The organism is Sinorhizobium sojae CCBAU 05684 (genome assembly GCF_002288525.1).
Taxonomy (GTDB): domain Bacteria; phylum Pseudomonadota; class Alphaproteobacteria; order Rhizobiales; family Rhizobiaceae; genus Sinorhizobium; species Sinorhizobium sojae.
Genome location: NZ_CP023068.1, coordinates 1,570,174 through 1,585,683 on the forward strand (window position 1 = coordinate 1,570,174; position 15,510 = coordinate 1,585,683).

Genomic DNA, 15,510 nt, shown 5'->3' on the forward strand with positions numbered 1-15,510 from the left:
TCCTGGCACGCTGTCGTGGTAATTTTGTCTCGGCCGATACGACCATACTGCCGCGGCGACGCTGCACCGGACCGAAACCGGGCGTTCAGCCGCCGCTAACCCAGCACCGCGGCTGGCGACGCGGGTTCGCGAAAGGCAAGGCCCCGGTCTGAGGAGCCCTTACGAAATGCCGTGGGCGATCCAGACCGCTCAAATCGCGCCGCCAATGTGGTCGGCACACTCGATCGTCTTGCCTTCCACGGTGACCGTCAGGCTCGCATCGTAACGAGCGCCTCGGATGTCCAGCATGATCGAGCCGAGCGTCGCGGGTTTTCCCGGGCCGGCGGTGAAGTCGCCGCCCTGGTCAATGTTGGAACGACCGGATGCGCCGGCACTCTCGACGCGGAATCGGTAGGAGCCACTGACCGCCTTGTCCGCATGAACCACGCCTTCCAGGCTTGTCGTTCCGCCGCTCAGGTCGGCGCGGATTTCGCAGCGGACGGGCCCGGCCGTCGTATCGGCGTGACCTGCGCCGATCGCGATGGCGGCCGCACCGAGGCCGAAAAGCAGCGGCACGATTCGTGCGGTGAAGCGCGTACCCTTGCTGAACATCTCTCTTCTCCATGGTTGCCGGTGGGGGGCCGACGGGACAGTATCCCTCGGCCCACTGCTGTATGTCTCTTCAATCGATCTCGATTGGGGGCGTGTTGGCGTTACGGGCAGGCCTGGACAAAGGCGGCGACGTTGCCGCCGCCCGCCTGATTCACATCGGCGCGGCAGCCGTTGCCGACCTGGACGCCAGCGGCGATGTTGCCGTGGCCGTCCTGGGTGAGGATTGAGGTGTGGTTCGATCCGAACTGGCCGACGCCGGCACTATTCCGCCTGCCGCGCTGATAGACATCGGCATCGTTGTTGTAGCCATCCTGGCCGATTGCCACGAGATTGCGCCGGCCCTTCTGGTTGGCAACGGCGTTGTTGGATCGGCCCTTCTGGTGAATGCCGATCCGGTTCTTGTAGCCGGTCTGGGCGCCGCCCGCGGAATGCGCGAAGCCGTATTGCCTGATGAAGACATCGTTGGCCATGGCCGGGACCGTCGTGAAGCCGATGAGGGCGGCGATGGCGCTGGTGATGAGGAACTTGCTCTTCATTTTCCGTCTCCTGGGTTTGGCGGCTGGCACCGCGTACTGACGGTCTCGTTGTAAGGAGCCGTCCTCGAACCCAGGCTGAACCGGGCATTCAGCCGTCGTTCAGCGAACCACGGCGCGAATGACGCCCGCAGGCGCGCACCGGTACCCGGCTTTTGCGTTGAGCGGCGCATCGATATCGCCCCCGGGAAGTTTCAGCTCTTCATGATGACGGCCGCTCGGTAGGTTGCGTTCGATCCGCGCGCTGTTCGGCCGGCCCCCGTGCGGAGAGAAGATTGTGAGCCGTGTTGACGACGCCGATATGCGAAAAGGCTTGTGGGAAATTCCCGAGCTGCCTGCTCGCCCGAGGATCATACTGTTCCGCGAGGAGGCCGAGATCGTTGCGCAGCGAAAGCAGCCGCTCGAACAATTCGGTGGCCTCATTCGAGCGGCCCATCATGGTAAGGGCATCGGCAAGCCAGAAGCTGCAGACCAGGAACGTGCCTTCGGTACCGGAAACCCCGTCCGTCGCGTCCTCCGGGCGGTAGCGAAGAACGAGCCCGTCCTCGACCAGTTCGCGCCGGATCGCTTCGACTGTGCCGACCACACGTGCATCATCCGGCGGCAGGAACCCGGTTAACGGCACCAGCAGCAAGGATGCATCGAGCGCCGTCCCGCCGTAGTGCTGAACGAAGGATTGCATTTGCTTATTCCAGCCCTTCGACAGGATTTCGGCCCGGATCTCCTCGCGCACGGCTTTCCACTCCTCGGCGGGCCCGGCGAGGCCGAAATCCTCCACCGCGCGCACACCGCGATCGAAAGCCACCCAGGCCATGAGCTTGGAGTGAGTGAAGTGCCGCGGCGGGCCGCGTATTTCCCAGATGCCATGACCAGCAAGGCGCCACTGCTTCTGCAGGTCTTCGAGCAGCGCTTTCTGAAAGTTCCAGGCCTCATGGGACGGCCGAAGCTGAAATTTGCGGCCGACATGCAGGGCATCCAGCAATTCCCCGTAGACATCTATCTGGAGTTGCCCGTGAGCGCCGTTGCCAATGCGCACCGGCCTGGAACCTTCATAGCCCGGGAGCCATGGCAGTTCGATCTCGGTCAGGCGCCGCTCACCGGCGAGCCCATACATGATCTGCAGCTGGGCCGGATGGCCGGCCGCTGCGCGCAGCATCCACTCCCGCCAGGCTTTCGCCTCGTCCCGGTAGCCAGACGTTAGCAGTGCATAGAGTGTCAGCGTCGCGTCGCGTATCCAACAGTAGCGGTAGTCCCAGTTCCGCTCGCCGCCGATCTCCTCTGGCAAGGAGGTGGTGGGGGCGGCGACTATCCCTCCTGTCGGCGCAAAGGTCAGCGCCTTCAGCACGAGCAGCGACCGCGTCACCGCTTCCCGCCACGGGTGTGGCTCTTCCGTGCGGAAACTGCACCGATCGGACCAGTCGCGCCACCAGGCTTCCGTTTCGCTCAGTCGCCGTCGGGGGTCCTTGCTGCGCTCCTCGCGTCGGTGCGAAGGATGCCAGGCCAGGACGAACGGGACCGTCGCGCCGGCGCCGACGGTGAACTCGGCCGTCGTGTGAGGGTCCTCGCCGGCGAGCGAGACGGGCGTGTGCAGTTCCACGGCATCCGGGCCCGCTACCGCGCGCACCCCGAAGTCCGCCTGCTGGACCCAGGGAACGGTATTGCCGTAGCCGAAACGCAGGGTGAATTCGCAGCGCATGCGAACCCGCCCGCGGTCGCCCCTTACGAGACGCACGACATCGACATGATCCTCGTCGGTGGCGAGCGGCATGAAGTCGATGACGGTCGCCACCCCTTCCTCCGTCTCGAAGGTCGTCTCGAGGATCATCGTGCCGGCCCGGTAGCGTCGGGAGACGGACGCCTTCTCGTCGATGGGTGCTATGCGCCACCGGCCGTTTTCCGGCGTGCCGAGCAAGGCAGCGAAGCACGCGTCGGAGTCGAAGCGCGGCAGGCAAAGCCAATCGATCGAGCCGTCGCGTGCGACCAGGGCGCAGGACAGCATGTTCCCGATCAGCCCATAGTCTTCGATTGGTTTGCTCATGGCACCTAACCATTACCCCGGAATGCCGGATATAAGGCCATCCCACCATCGACGTACACGGTGGCTCCGGTCATGTAGTCCGAAAGGTCGGACGCCAGGAACAGAATCGCGTTGGCAATATCGGCCGGCTCGCCGATGCGGCCATAGGGGATAAGCTTGAGAAGATTCGAAAGCGCTTCCGGTGTTTCCCAGGCAGGACGGTTGATGGGAGTGCGGATGGCGCCGGGCGCTATCGCATTGACGCGAATGCGGGCGGGCGCAAGCTCTTGGGCCAGGGACTGCATCAGAAGGGCGACACCTCCCTTGGATGCGGCGTAATTGGCCTCGAATGCCCAAGGAATGCGCTGGTGAACGGAACTCATGCAGATGATCTTACCGGTCGCGGCGGAGATTTCCGGTTGTGGGCCGCGCCTCAGGAACTCGCGGACCGCCTCCCGGGCGCAGAGAAACTGACCGTCGAGATTGACTGCCATTACGCGTCGCCATTGCTCTAGCGTCATCTGATGGAAGCCGGCGCCGGACTGAATGCCGGCATTGTTGACCAGGATGTGTACGGTGCCGAATCTGCTGACCGCCTCTTCGAACATGGCCCGGACGTTGCTTTGCGAAACGTCCGCGGCAAAGGGTGCCGCCTGCCCGCCGCTAGCCCCGATCTTACCAATGACTTCGTCCGCCAGTTCTTCGCTGCCCGGCAGGTGATTGACCACGACGGTTGCGCCGGCGCGGCCAAGCGCGAGGGCAGAGGCACGACCTAGCCCGGATGTCGCGCCGGTCACAATTGCCACCTGGCCTCCTAGGCCGAACACGGGTTGCAATGCGGTTTCTGGATTGGCGATAGAATTCACGGGGTATGCCTCCACAGCTGACCGAACGCTAGCTCGCTCGCTTCGGTTCCGCACTTGCGCGTGAGGAGAGACAACCCCGTTTCAATGAGCGTGACGCCGGGGATAGTCAGAGAGATCGCAGCGGAAGCCATATTCGGGCGGAGGATGCGTGTGTCTGGCGACCCTCCGCCGGCGGCGCCGTTCCAAGCGCGGCAAAGAGCCAATCCGACGGACTAGGCCAACCGGGTGATCCTCTCCGGAAACTCTATCGGCCAACAGGCCGAATGGATCGAAAGGTTTAATGAAGTCTATATCAGCGGCACGGCGCCGGCGGAAAGGAAAAGGAAGTCCCAACCTGATGCCGCACTTGGCGTCGGCGCAATCCCAGTCACTGAAGGATCGATCAACGGAGAACTTTCTCGTCCGCTTTGCCTTTCGGGCGCCGTGGACGATGACGAGAAGGGTGCCGCGATGTTGGAGGGCAAGCGATGAGCCTGATGGAATGGTTGTTCGGCAAGCCGGAGAATTTCAAGAGCGTGACGGTCCTGCAGGGCAGGCCGGTTTTCACCGGGGGCACGATCAAGATGGTTCCCCGGGTGGTCGCGGTCGAACCGAAGGAAGCAGAGCCGGATATCAAGGAGGACTGGGACCGCTTTCTGTTGGGGCAGACGCTGATCGACACCCTCGTTCCCCACGCGAGGAACCCGGCCCCCTTCTCCACCCACGAATTGGGGTACTTCACCAACCAGTGGATTGCCGCCATGTCCGAGGATGACCGGGGAGTCCTTTCCGAAATCCTCATGCGTAACAGGGGCAAACGCGACTTCAACAGGAGGAACAGATGAGCGGATACAGAAGCTGGACAAGGGAGCTAACGAGATACAGTTGGCCGAACTGCACGGAGTGAAACTTAGCCTCTGTGGTAGCCCTCCGTTGCGCAGCAGTGTCTGACCATTTTGATGCTGGCCGGTCGCGGCGGCGCCGCAAAACGCGCCCTCCACCCCCCATTTGCCGAGACGCTTGGCTGCGCCCGCTCGTATCGGCATGAGCTGTGATCGGAGGCAAGCCGTTGCTCGCTTTTCCGGCACCAAGGGCCTACAGCAATGGCCGCAGGCTCGGGGAAAGGATGCCACTGGTCGCGTCGGGAGCTCTTGCTTCTGCAAGCTGCGAGAGGAACCGCTCCATGAGCGGCGAATTGCCGAAGCGACGATTGGCGCGCTCGTCGGCGAGTGAAAACTCAGGATCCGCGTCCGTCAGGAGTGCCATCGTGCGCTGCGCTCCCTGCACATCTCCGCGCTGAGTGAGGACGGCCGTGTGTATCAACAGGCAATCCGCCTCGCGAGGCGCACGGAGCAGGCACTCCCGCAGGATCTCGTCGGCTTCATCGATCCTGCCAGCGGCATAGAGCGCCTGCCCGTAGACATAAGTGTAGTATTCCGGAGCCATCGGATGCAGCCGGCGCGCCCGCTCGGCATTGTGCACCGCCTCGTCGTAACTCCCGAATCGGACCTGCGCCTTTGCCAGCGCCATCAGGCTATCCGGATCGTTCGGATTGAGCTCGACCGCGCGGTGCGCTGCCTGCATGGCGTCGGCATAGTCGCCCTTGAGTGAAAGGCCGAAGCTCAAGACCTGATAGCCGACAGCTAGATTGGGATCGAGGCGAACGGCCTGGCGCGCCTCGCTGAGACCCGTTTCCACATCGGTCAGGGTCGCCCTGCCGCTGAGGTTCTGTGCGAAGTCGACGATATAGGTCATGCCGAGATGAGCCCGTGCCGCGGCGTAGCCGGGATCCAGCTCGAGAGCGCGATGAAGCAGCGCGCGCGCCTCCATCAGCGCCTCGGCATCATCCGAACCGTGCTTGTTGCGGTCACGCGCCTGCAGGACTAGGTCGTAGGCCTGAAGGTTTTCTGTCGGGCGTTCAGCCGCGTTCGACACCTCCGACTGGCGCACATAAGACACCAGATGCGAGACGATCTCCGAAGTCAAATCGGTCTGAAGCCCAAAAACGTCCTCGAGGCGCCGGTCGTAGGTGCGTGACCAGAGATGGGCGCCCCTGCGCGCATCGATGAGCTGCGCCACCACACGGAGCTGGTCGCCGGCACGCCTGACGCTTCCTTCAACCACATAGCCGGCCCCCAATCTTCCACCGATGCTCCGTATATCCTCCGCCTGACCGCGCAGCGCGAAGGTCGAGTTGCGTGCGATCACCTGAAGCTCGGGACTTCGCGCAAGATTGGCGATGATGTCCTCGGTCAGCCCGTCGGCGAAATAGCCCTGGTCGGCGTCACCGCTCATGTTGTCAAAGGGCAGCACCGCGACAGTTGGCCGGGCGTCCAAAGGCTCACCGCCTGACAGACGCACGAGGCTGTCGGTCAGATCGGCGCCGATCGCTCGCAATGCGGGCACCTGGGTGAAAGCAGCGACGACGATAAGAGCTGCGGCGCCGAGCGCAAATGGCAAAGCGGCGCGCCGGCGGAAGACAAGCCGCGATGTCCAACCCCGGCCGCTCACCTGCTTTGGTGCGAGCCGCACGGCGTAGACGGCGAGCGGCTCGGCTATGTTCTTGGCCTGCCTTCGCCCGATACTGTAGAACAGCTTGCCGCGGCTCCGGTCAGCGCTTCGGACCACCGCCTCGCTCACGAAAATGCTGGATGGCGCGGCCATGGCTTCCAGCCGCGAGGCGACGTTGACGCCATCTCCGAACATGTCGCCATTGTCTTCTATGACGTCGCCGAGATTGATGCCAACGCGCATGTTGAACGGTCGCTCGGCGAAGCCGTTCTGGATTTCGATCGCCGCATCGAGCGCCTCGTTGACGCTCGGGAAGGTCGCTAGAAAGCCGTCGCCGGTGGTCTTGAAAGTTCGCCCGCCATGCTTTTCGACGGTCGGGATGATCAATTCGGTGAAGGCCGCTCGCAGTGCGGCGTACGTCGAGGATTCGTCCTCAGACATCAGACGGGTGTAGCCGACGATGTCGCCTGCTACGATTGCTGCGAGTTTACGTTGCATTACGAGCCTCGACAGTCTTCGGAAGCATCTATAAGGCGCGGTCCTCGCCGGTCCACTCAAAATTCTGTGTGTGGACGCGCTGCTTTGCGCATGTATTCGCTTCTCGTTGGATGATCAGCGGCCGCTGACCCCGAGCGGAACATCGCCAGCAAACAACAAGTCTCTTGCAACAGCTCGACAAACCATCCATACTCCATCCATACGGATGGTTATGATGGTGACGTTGCATGACAGACAATGTTTACAAGCTACGCGACAAGGGCGGTGAATCGGAGAAGATCACCATTAATCTCGGCTACGTCGATCTTGGTCGCATCGACCTTCTCGTGCAGGAAGGATTCTACTCCAATCGCACCGACTTCATCCGCACAGCGATCCGAAACCAGCTTGCTGCCGAGGCCGAGGCCGAGGCCGTCAAGCGGTCGGTCGTTCGGCACTCGCTTGAGATAGGGTTGCGCGACTACAGCCGAGCCGATCTGGAATTGCTGAAGGCGGCCGGCGAAAGACTTCACATTAAGGTGGTCGGACTTGCCCGGATCGCGCCCGACGTTACACCGGAACTTGCTTTGGCAACAATTGAATCCATCACCGTGCTCGGTGCCCTCCAGGCCAGCACCGAGCTGAAATCAGCGCTGGCCGAACGCATCCGATAGAACTGCGGCCCGACCAACAAGGACACCTCCATGAATGACGATTTTGCAGCGGCCATGCGCCGTGCGGTGCGGTCCACGCGCGCCTTGAACGTCGCCGAGGCGACACGCGTGATCCAGGATGCGCTGGCCGGTCGATCGGTCTCCGATACTTGCACCTTGACACCGGACATCACACCCCCGCCGCCGTATCAGCATTCCACCCCTTTTCCGGTGGATCCGGATGCGGAGGTCATCGAGCCCTGGGCAAAGCCTGAGGCGAAAGAAGCCGCCAAAAAGGCTGGCGATGTTGCCGCGTCGCGACGATTGCGGAAACCCTTGGGAGAAACGGTACGGATCTTGCGCGAGAGCCGATTGGCATCGGGCGTTTTTGGATCGCTAAATGGCGTCGGCCTGCCGGGACTGGCAAAACAGGTCCCCCCGCCGCTCGTGCCGGACGGGGCACAGTTCCTGGCGCGATCCTTCACCTGCCCCGCGGGTTCGCGAAGCTACAGGCTCTACGTTCCGGCATCCGCACCCGATCGGCCGCGCGGCCTTGTCGTCATGCTTCATGGCTGCAAGCAGGATCCCGAAGACTTTGCTGCAGGAACCCGCATGAACGCGGTAGCCGAGACGCACGGCCTGGCGGTTGCCTATCCCCGTCAAAGCGGGGCTAACAATGCGTCGTCCTGCTGGAATTGGTTCAGACCCGCCGACCAGATGCGCGACGGGGGAGAACCTTCAATCATTGCCGGGATCACCAAGGAGATCATGTCGGAATTCGGCCTCGATCGCGGCCGAGTCTTCGTGGCAGGCCTATCGGCAGGGGCCGCAATGGCGGCGGTCATGGGCGAGACCTATCCCGATCTCTATTCCGCCGTGGGGATCCATTCCGGCCTGCCTTACGGATCGGCCAACGACCTCATATCGGCTTTCTCCGCGATGCGCGGCGATGGCGGTCTCGCATCCAACCCGAGGCGGCTCGCCAATGTGGACCGGCTCCGAACGATCGTCTTCCAAGGAAGTGCGGATCTGACGGTCCACCCCTCCAACGCCGATCGGATCGTCGTCGCGGCAACGCCAACTGGCGCCGGATGGGCGGTCCGGAAGGAATCCGGCCGCTCCACCAGCGGGCGGACTTATGCGAGAACGATTGTCGCGGACCCCGCGGGGCGGCCGGTGGTCGAATATTGGCTGGTGGTCGGGGCCGGCCATGCCTGGTCCGGCGGCCATTCCGCTGGAACCTATACAGATCCCCATGGTCCGGATGCCTCTTCCGAAATGGTGCGGTTCTTCCTCGATGGGCCGGAATGAGGGCAACCGGCGACCCGACGAATCCACCTAACAACTAAGACGAAGCAGCAGCGAAAATCTCGCCCGGCGCGTCGGTCGTGACCTGGCGCACATTCGCTTCCATGAGCGTACGGAGGATGGTGTCGATGCTGTTCCGACCCGGATTGACCGTCCAGGCGTCGGTCTCGATGCCGAGATCCAACAGGCGCGCGGCGAGTGGAAAGCCTTGGCTTTCGGCGGCGACGATGGCGTCGAACCGGAGATAAACGAGGCTCACGCCTGACCTGCGCCGCTCGATGTGGCGCAGGAGCCGCTCGGGATCGCAGAGAGCCCGCTGACGGGACACTGCCAGCATCGGGTCGTAGCCGAGCCTCGCTCCTGGAATGGCGGCGACGAGACGGCGTGCATCATCCAGATGATGCGATCCGACGATGATGGCGTCCTCCAGTCCGGCGACGGCCGCCGCGGCATCGGCGACCGCCGCGTCCGGAAGTGCATGTCCCTTGAGCAGCTTGAGGTCGAGCTGAAGGTTGGTCGATGGGGCTCTCGGCAGCATTCGTAGCGGCGCCACCAGTTCGGAGAGCGGTAACACCGGTGCATCGGGGTCCGGCTTACCGTCGGCGTCCAGGTGGAAAAGCCCTCGCATCGATGCGATCGGCGTGCGCGCAACGTGGCCCCGCCCGGTCGTCGACGGACCGAGCGTTGCATCGTGGAGAACAGCGAAGCGGCCGTCAGCGGTCGCGAGTATATCGACCTCGAGGCTCGCGCCGAGCTGCCAGCCGAGGGCGAGGTTGGAGCGCTTGAAGGGAGCCTCGGCGAGTTGCGTGCGCAGTTTGTGCCACTTGAGCCGGACGGGGCCATGTGGACCTTCAACTGCCACCGGCGTGTTCGATGCCCGGTCGTGCGTCTCAAACGCTGTCACGGGCGCGGACTCCTACTCCGTCTTGAGAGATGGGGCAACGGCCGCTCCATTTCGTCAATCCGGTGCGCGAACACGGGCGCCGGCAATGAGCTTCTGTCGCTCCGTGTCGAACACAAGCGAATGCTGGGGCTGGAAACCGATCTTGACCTGCTTTCCCGTCGCGTGGCCGGCGGACGAGCCCTGTTCGAGTACGCGGACGGGGCCCATGCCGGTTTCGACGACATAGAGGATCTCGCGGCCCATCGGTTCAATCTGGGCGATGCGGCCGGGAAAGCCGGCATCCTTGAATCCGAGATGCTCCGGCCTCAGCCCGATTGTCACCGACCCAGACGCGCCCTCGACCGGAAATCTAGTGCCATTCACGTTGACCGTGCCGCCTTGGGCTTCGCCGGCAATGAGATTGATGGGCGGCGAGCCGATGAATCCGGCAACGAACAGGCTCGATGGCCTGAGATAGAGGTCGTCCGGCGTTCCAACCTGCTCGATGCGCCCGCCGCGCATGCAGATGATACGGTCGGCCATCGTTGTCGCCTCGATCTGGTCATGGGTGACGAGGACGGTCGTGACGCCGAGCTGTTCGTGCAGCGATTTGATCTCGCTGCGCATCGAAAGGCGAAGGGAAGCGTCGAGGTTGGAGAGGGGTTCGTCGAGAAGCAGCAACTGTGGCTTTTTGACGAGGGCGCGTGCAAGGGCGACGCGCTGCTGCTGACCGCCGGAAAGCTCGCTGGGGCGACGGTCCAAGAGTTCCGCGATTCGGACAAGGTCCGCGGCGGCATTCACCCGATCGAGCGCTTCGTCGCGCGGCGTCTTCTTGAAGCGCAGCGGAAAGAGGATGTTGTCGCGCACGCTCATATGCGGGTAGAGCGCGTAGGATTGAAATACGATGCCGACGTTACGGTCGCGTGCTTCCACCTCGTTGACGACATGCTCGTCAAAAAGGAGCTCGCCCGCGCTCGGAAGATAGATGCCGGCGAGCATGAACAGGCTCGTTGACTTGCCGCAGCCAGAGGGGCCGAGAAGCGCGACGAACTCGCCGTCCTCAATAACAAGGTTCATATCGGGGATCACCTCGACGGCGCCGAAGCGCTTCGATACGTGACGGAATTCGATTCTAGCCATAATCGTCAGCCCTTCACCCCGCCGATCGACATCTGCATGAGATAGCGTTGCGCGGCCATGTAGAGGACGAGACTCGGCACGAGATAGAAGACACCGACCGCAGAAACGACGCCGTAGTCGACACCCATGACGTCGTCACGGACCCAGTACATGTAGAGGCTCATCGTCCAGTTGCTGTTCCTGATCAGGAACGTGAAGACAAAGATGTATTCCTCCCAGCCGCGGATGAAGGTAAAAACTGCAACGGCGAGAATGCCGTTCCTCACCTGCGGCAGCACCACGCTCACGAATGCCTGCCGCCGTGATGCGCCGTCGGTCAGCGCGCTCATCTCGATGTCCCACGGCACGGCGTCGAAGAAGCCCTTCATGATGAAGATCGCAAATGGCAGCTCGAAGGCAACAAGCACGAGTATGACCCCAGAAAGCGTGTCGAGGAGTCCGATCCAGTAGAGCATCAGGAACATCGGCACGATCAGCGTCAGCACGGGGAAGGCGTGGAGCACCAGGAGCGAGCGCAGCATCGAGGAGCGGCCGGGGAACTGAAAGCGCGACAGGTAGTAAGCCGCCAGCGAGGCGACGGTGACGACGATGGCGGTCTGCGTGCCGGCGATCAGGATCGAATTACCAAAGGCATGCCAGACGTTGGGAAACTGGACCGCGCCTCTGACTTCCCCCACGCGCGACCGCACCACCGAGGCGAAGTCCGGCTCCCACAGAAATATGAAATTGCCGAGATGCAGGTCGGGCCCGACCAAGAGGGCAAAGGCGAAGACGGCGATCACGGCGACTGCGGCAAAACCGATCCACAGTTGCCGTCGGCTTTGCGCGAGCGCGGCTGCAATCCAAAAACCGACCACGGCCGGTACGACCACAGCCATCGAGCGCCACAGAACTGCTGTTTCGGCAACCCCGGTCTTGGCCGCGAAGGCGATCGTGACGAGCCAGAAATAGGGGACGATGATCGGCAGTGACACGGCAATCAGGAAGGCATAGAGAACGGCCGCCTTGGTGCGCCGGGCGAGACGCGCCCGCGCTGCCAATGCATCCCAATCGACCACCGGCTCGGACGCCGCCATGGTCATGGTAGGGGCTGCTTGCGTCGCCATGTCAATGCACCTCGATACGTGGGCGCTGCAGCAGGCGCTCCATATCGAAGAAGCGCCAGCCGATGAGCGCGACGACGATGCCGATCACGATGAGAAACAGCGCCAGCGCCGCTCCGTAGGCGTATTGGCCGCTTTCGAATGCGCGACGATAGACGTAAAGCGCATAGACGGTCGTGTCATAGAATGGGCCGCCCTTGGTGAGGAGCAGGATATATTCGAAGCTGACCAGCAGCGAGAGTGTCTGGTAGATCGTCACAAAGCTGATCGGCCAGCGCAGCGCCGGCAGGGTGATGAAACGGATCGTTGCGAATGTTCCGGCACCGTCCACCGCTGCGGCGTAGAACAGGTGCTCAGGGATCCCGCGGATCGCGGCGGTGAAGATGATCATGCCCATCGAAGCGCCGATGAAGCCGTTGGAGATAACGATGAGCGCGATCGGGGCCGAGGTCAGCAGGTCGAGCGGCGTGTCAAGGCCGAACGCCTGCATGAGGACCTGGTTCACGAGGCCGGCTTCGGTTGGGCTCACCGCCCAAAGCCAGAGCAGGATGTAAAGGACCGATGGGCTCATGCGCGGCAGCAGCCATACACCTCGAAAGAAGCTGCCGGACACGTTCCTGATCGCCGTGGTGGTGATGGCGAGGATAAGGCCAAAGGTCACGTTGAAGATCGCCAGCGTGCCGAAGACGTAGATGAAGGTCAGACCGATGACCTGTGTCAACCGGCGGTCGGTTCGGAAGATCTTCTGGTATTGCTCGGTGGTAAACTCGGTGATGCGCAGAGAGCGGCCAAGGTCGGTGAACGACACTGCGATATCGATGATCACGGGGACGACGAAGAACAGGACCGTTAGCACGATCGCCGGACCAAGAAAGATCACGAAGTTCGTGCGCCGGCGTGCCGCCGACGCCGCATGGCCGCGCCGCTCGATCGTCAGTTCATGTGCTATCGTCGCCATTGTCTGACTCGCACCGAGGATGGCTCGCAAACATCGGCCGGCGCCGACCGGCCGATGGTCGCGATACCGACCGGGCCTATTTGACGATCACGTCCTCAAGGCTGGACGACGCCTCCTCTATGACGAAATCGGCTGCCTCCTGCGCCGACAGACGCCCCGATTCCACACCCTGGATGCCGGCATAGATGATGCCGTTGAGTTCGCCGAACTGCGCATTATTGGGCAGGAACTTGGTGATCTTGAGCAGTTCGGTTGCCCTGGCGAGCGGCCAGGCCTCGGCATAGCGCGGATCTTCGAGTTGCTCGGGCTTGATGCCGAGATGGGTCGTTGTGACCGCGTGATCGGTATTGAGGTCTGGCGCCGAAGCGTGGCCAAGCAGGCGAACAGCGAGTTCCGGTTCCTCCGTGTCGGCGGCGATCACATATACGATCGGATGGGTCAGGCTGACCGGCGAGCCGCCCTTCTCTGCTGCCGGCCCGGCTATCCATCCCCAATCCTTGAAGAAGGCCTCCTCTTCCTGCGGCAACCCGTAGGTCGGGAACGCAACGCTGCCGAGATCCCAGATGCCGTACATCCAGAATGCGGCGTTACCGGTGTAGAATTCCCTGCGAAGTGCATCGAATTCCATCGCCGTGTTATTGGCCGGGATGACACCTTCCTTCACCCCGCGCTCGAACCAACCAAAGGCGGCGGCGAGCTTTTCGCGCTCAAGGAGCAGATTGCCGGTTTCCGGATCGACGAAGTCGTTGCCGTAGGAATTGAAGGCCATGATGTAGTCCGGCCCCTTGTTCGGCCGATGAAGCACGCCGTATTGCGCCTCTGTCTTCTCGACGACCTGCTTGGCGATGTCCAACAGTTCGTCCATGGTCAGGTCGCCGGACATGGTGCGCTCCGGCATTGAGTCGATGAAGGCGTCGTCATAACCCGCCTCGCGCAGGAGCTTCTTGTTGTAGAAGAACATCCTCGCCTCGGCATCCTGCGGAATTGCGTAGGTGCCATCGGGACACTTCGCCGACGACCACAGCGACGGGAAGATCGTTCCGAAGTGTTGCGGATACTTGGCGATATAGTCGTCCAGTTTGAGAACGAACCCTTCCTCCTGGAAGGCGCAGATCCATTCGTGCGCGGCGATGAACATGTCCGGGCCCTCGCCGATGCCGAATACTCTGAGAAGTTGCAGCGCGTCATCATCAAAGCCCTTGGCGGGGCTCTCGCGGACGACAACCTCGACGCGCTTGGGGGAGCCCTCGGCCTCGAGTTCCTTGTTCAGCCGCTCGGCAGCCTTGACCACATTGCCTGGGCGCAGCGGTCCCGAGGGATCCTGACGCGACCAGAGTTCGAGCTTCACGGTTTCCTGCGCCAACAAAGGCGTCGCCGCAAGGAATGCAGCAGCGCCGCCCGCCAATGCCGCGCTCAGAAGTGCGGCAGTTCCGATTTTCCAGTGAATCATCGTGATTCCTCCCAGCCGCGACACGCTTTCGCCGTGTCTTTTCATTGACTATTGCAATGATGCAACAGCATTATGAATGCGCTTGGGGGAATGTCCAACTATCAATGCGCATTAGCCCAGCGGGGGGCGAGTTCGTTATTCGCGAAGTAGTCAGAGGAACGTCGGCTAAGAAGTCGCGCTGCGCGACAGAGGATTGAATGGCCTTCAGCTTTCTTGCGCACGAAGCGGGACGTGTCCATATCTGCGGCCACCGCGGCTACAGCCTGCATTACCCGGAGAACACGTTGCCGGCGTTCGAGGCGGCAAAGGCTGCAGGGGCAACCACGGTCGAGATCGACGTTTTGCTGACTGCGGACGGCGAGCCGATCGTCCTGCACGACCTGACCGTCGACAGGACGACGGACGGACACGGCTTTGCGGCCGACCTCAGCCTCGAGCAGATCCGCAGACTGGACGCGGGTGTCCGGTTCCATTCGGCCTTCGCCGGAACGAAGATATCGACAGTGGCGGAGGTGCTCGATTGGGCGAAGGCGGACAATATGGGTGTTGTGCTTGAGATCAAGGAGGCAGAGCGGCCGGACCTTGCCGTTGATCTGGTGGCAGGATTGCTGCGCTCGACCGGCACTGTCGACCGGGTGATGGTCATCGGCTTCGATCATGTGCTGCTGAAGCGGGCGGCCGAGCGCCATCCGGACCTCAAGACCGAAGCCATTACCCATGCTCGCCACGCCGACCTCATCGGGGTTTTGCGGGCGTGCAGCGCGAATTCGGTATCGATCGAGCTCGACATGTTCCACCCCGACGATGCGAGGGCGTTGCATGAAGCCGGCTTCGGCAACCGCGTACACATACCTCGCCCCGACATGCTCACTGAGTATTGGCGCGGCGGACGCGATCCCCTGCCAGGCCTCGTGCAATGGATCGCCGACGGGCTCATCGACACGATCTCGGGTGATGACGTGCCGTTCATCGCCATGCTCGTGAAGCGCGCCGGCCGCACCGGCTGAGACTTCATCGAAGTGATCCGGCGCAGCCGAGCGC

Annotated in this window: 15 protein-coding genes; 5 read left to right on the top strand and 10 right to left on the bottom strand. The window is 62.6% G+C overall.

All coding sequences use genetic code 11. The annotated features are described in order from the left end of the window. Positions 1 to 189 precede the first annotated feature (189 nt). The 4 genes from csgH to SJ05684_RS25025 form a co-directional block, all read right to left on the bottom strand. Positions 190 to 591 (bottom strand): curli-like amyloid fiber formation chaperone CsgH, encoded by a 402-nt coding sequence (gene csgH / locus SJ05684_RS25010; RefSeq protein WP_050980146.1) that lies wholly within the window; start codon positions 589 to 591, stop codon positions 190 to 192. Between the two features lie 101 nt (positions 592 to 692). Further along, a complete protein-coding gene (locus SJ05684_RS25015) occupies positions 693 to 1,127 on the bottom strand; it encodes a curlin (protein WP_034857951.1) in 435 nt (144 codons plus the stop codon). Positions 1,128 to 1,326: 199 nt separating this feature from the next. Further along, positions 1,327 to 3,162, bottom strand: coding sequence for a glycoside hydrolase family 15 protein (locus SJ05684_RS25020; protein WP_034857948.1), 1,836 nt, complete (start codon positions 3,160 to 3,162; stop codon positions 1,327 to 1,329). Between the two features lie 5 nt (positions 3,163 to 3,167). Then, complete coding sequence (locus tag SJ05684_RS25025) at positions 3,168 to 3,977, bottom strand: glucose 1-dehydrogenase (RefSeq protein ID WP_034857990.1); 810 nt, start codon at positions 3,975 to 3,977, stop codon at positions 3,168 to 3,170. A gap of 255 nt (positions 3,978 to 4,232) precedes the next feature. Between SJ05684_RS25025 and SJ05684_RS25030 the strand changes: the two genes are divergently transcribed. Both SJ05684_RS25030 and SJ05684_RS25035 read left to right on the top strand, forming a co-directional pair. Then, positions 4,233 to 4,478 carry a hypothetical protein gene (locus SJ05684_RS25030; protein WP_034857945.1) on the top strand — a complete coding sequence of 82 codons (246 nt, stop codon included), beginning with the start codon at positions 4,233 to 4,235 and terminating at the stop codon, positions 4,476 to 4,478. Next, positions 4,475 to 4,831 (top strand): hypothetical protein, encoded by a 357-nt coding sequence (locus tag SJ05684_RS25035; protein WP_034857942.1) that lies wholly within the window; start codon positions 4,475 to 4,477, stop codon positions 4,829 to 4,831. The genes SJ05684_RS25030 and SJ05684_RS25035 overlap by 4 nt, the downstream gene beginning before the upstream one ends. Before the next feature lie 250 nt (positions 4,832 to 5,081). Here SJ05684_RS25035 and SJ05684_RS25040 read toward each other — a convergent pair whose 3' ends face one another. Next, entirely contained in the window at positions 5,082 to 6,995 is a 1,914-nt protein-coding gene (locus SJ05684_RS25040; protein WP_034857941.1) for an adenylate/guanylate cyclase domain-containing protein, read from the bottom strand. A 227-nt stretch (positions 6,996 to 7,222) separates the two neighbouring features. On the opposite strand from SJ05684_RS25040, the gene SJ05684_RS25045 reads away from it, so the two are divergent. Both SJ05684_RS25045 and SJ05684_RS25050 read left to right on the top strand, forming a co-directional pair. Then, complete coding sequence (locus SJ05684_RS25045; RefSeq protein WP_034857939.1) at positions 7,223 to 7,648, top strand: ribbon-helix-helix domain-containing protein; 426 nt, start codon at positions 7,223 to 7,225, stop codon at positions 7,646 to 7,648. A gap of 30 nt (positions 7,649 to 7,678) precedes the next feature. Then, positions 7,679 to 8,938, top strand: a complete 1,260-nt coding sequence (locus SJ05684_RS25050; RefSeq protein WP_034857937.1) for an extracellular catalytic domain type 1 short-chain-length polyhydroxyalkanoate depolymerase — start codon at positions 7,679 to 7,681, stop codon at positions 8,936 to 8,938. 34 nt (positions 8,939 to 8,972) lie between these two features. Here the strand turns inward: SJ05684_RS25050 and SJ05684_RS25055 are convergent, their stop codons facing one another. The 5 genes from SJ05684_RS25055 to SJ05684_RS25075 all read right to left on the bottom strand — a co-directional run bounded on the left by SJ05684_RS25055 (position 8,973) and on the right by SJ05684_RS25075 (position 14,469). Next, positions 8,973 to 9,839, bottom strand: a complete 867-nt coding sequence (locus SJ05684_RS25055; RefSeq protein ID WP_050980145.1) for a glycerophosphodiester phosphodiesterase — start codon at positions 9,837 to 9,839, stop codon at positions 8,973 to 8,975. 54 nt (positions 9,840 to 9,893) lie between these two features. Then, positions 9,894 to 10,958 carry an ABC transporter ATP-binding protein gene (locus tag SJ05684_RS25060; RefSeq protein ID WP_034857934.1) on the bottom strand — a complete coding sequence of 355 codons (1,065 nt, stop codon included), beginning with the start codon at positions 10,956 to 10,958 and terminating at the stop codon, positions 9,894 to 9,896. Between the two features lie 5 nt (positions 10,959 to 10,963). Beyond that, positions 10,964 to 12,064 (bottom strand): carbohydrate ABC transporter permease, encoded by a 1,101-nt coding sequence (locus SJ05684_RS25065; RefSeq protein WP_034857933.1) that lies wholly within the window; start codon positions 12,062 to 12,064, stop codon positions 10,964 to 10,966. Position 12,065: 1 nt separating this feature from the next. Further along, complete coding sequence (locus tag SJ05684_RS25070) at positions 12,066 to 13,019, bottom strand: carbohydrate ABC transporter permease (RefSeq protein ID WP_034857932.1); 954 nt, start codon at positions 13,017 to 13,019, stop codon at positions 12,066 to 12,068. 76 nt (positions 13,020 to 13,095) lie between these two features. Further along, the gene (locus tag SJ05684_RS25075) at positions 13,096 to 14,469 is read right to left on the bottom strand and encodes an ABC transporter substrate-binding protein (RefSeq protein ID WP_034857931.1); all 1,374 of its coding nucleotides are present in this window, start codon (positions 14,467 to 14,469) and stop codon (positions 13,096 to 13,098) included. Between the two features lie 197 nt (positions 14,470 to 14,666). On the opposite strand from SJ05684_RS25075, the gene SJ05684_RS25080 reads away from it, so the two are divergent. Then, positions 14,667 to 15,476 (top strand): glycerophosphodiester phosphodiesterase, encoded by an 810-nt coding sequence (locus SJ05684_RS25080; protein ID WP_034857930.1) that lies wholly within the window; start codon positions 14,667 to 14,669, stop codon positions 15,474 to 15,476. Positions 15,477 to 15,510 lie beyond the last annotated feature (34 nt).

Excerpts from the sequence above, each read along its gene's own strand:
- SJ05684_RS25045 (WP_034857939.1), top strand. The coding sequence starts at position 7,223 with ATGACAGACAATGTTTACAAGCTACGCGACAAGGGCGGTGAATCGGAG.
- SJ05684_RS25080 (WP_034857930.1), top strand. The coding sequence starts at position 14,667 with ATGGCCTTCAGCTTTCTTGCGCACGAAGCGGGACGTGTCCATATCTGC.
- SJ05684_RS25050 (WP_034857937.1), top strand. The coding sequence starts at position 7,679 with ATGAATGACGATTTTGCAGCGGCCATGCGCCGTGCGGTGCGGTCCACG.
- SJ05684_RS25020 (WP_034857948.1), bottom strand. The coding sequence starts at position 3,162 with ATGAGCAAACCAATCGAAGACTATGGGCTGATCGGGAACATGCTGTCC.
- SJ05684_RS25070 (WP_034857932.1), bottom strand. The coding sequence starts at position 13,019 with ATGGCGACGATAGCACATGAACTGACGATCGAGCGGCGCGGCCATGCG.
- csgH (WP_050980146.1), bottom strand. The coding sequence starts at position 591 with ATGTTCAGCAAGGGTACGCGCTTCACCGCACGAATCGTGCCGCTGCTT.
- SJ05684_RS25015 (WP_034857951.1), bottom strand. The coding sequence starts at position 1,127 with ATGAAGAGCAAGTTCCTCATCACCAGCGCCATCGCCGCCCTCATCGGC.
- SJ05684_RS25065 (WP_034857933.1), bottom strand. The coding sequence starts at position 12,064 with ATGGCGACGCAAGCAGCCCCTACCATGACCATGGCGGCGTCCGAGCCG.
- SJ05684_RS25035 (WP_034857942.1), top strand. The coding sequence starts at position 4,475 with ATGAGCCTGATGGAATGGTTGTTCGGCAAGCCGGAGAATTTCAAGAGC.
- SJ05684_RS25060 (WP_034857934.1), bottom strand. The coding sequence starts at position 10,958 with ATGGCTAGAATCGAATTCCGTCACGTATCGAAGCGCTTCGGCGCCGTC.
- SJ05684_RS25075 (WP_034857931.1), bottom strand. The coding sequence starts at position 14,469 with ATGATTCACTGGAAAATCGGAACTGCCGCACTTCTGAGCGCGGCATTG.
- SJ05684_RS25040 (WP_034857941.1), bottom strand. The coding sequence starts at position 6,995 with ATGCAACGTAAACTCGCAGCAATCGTAGCAGGCGACATCGTCGGCTAC.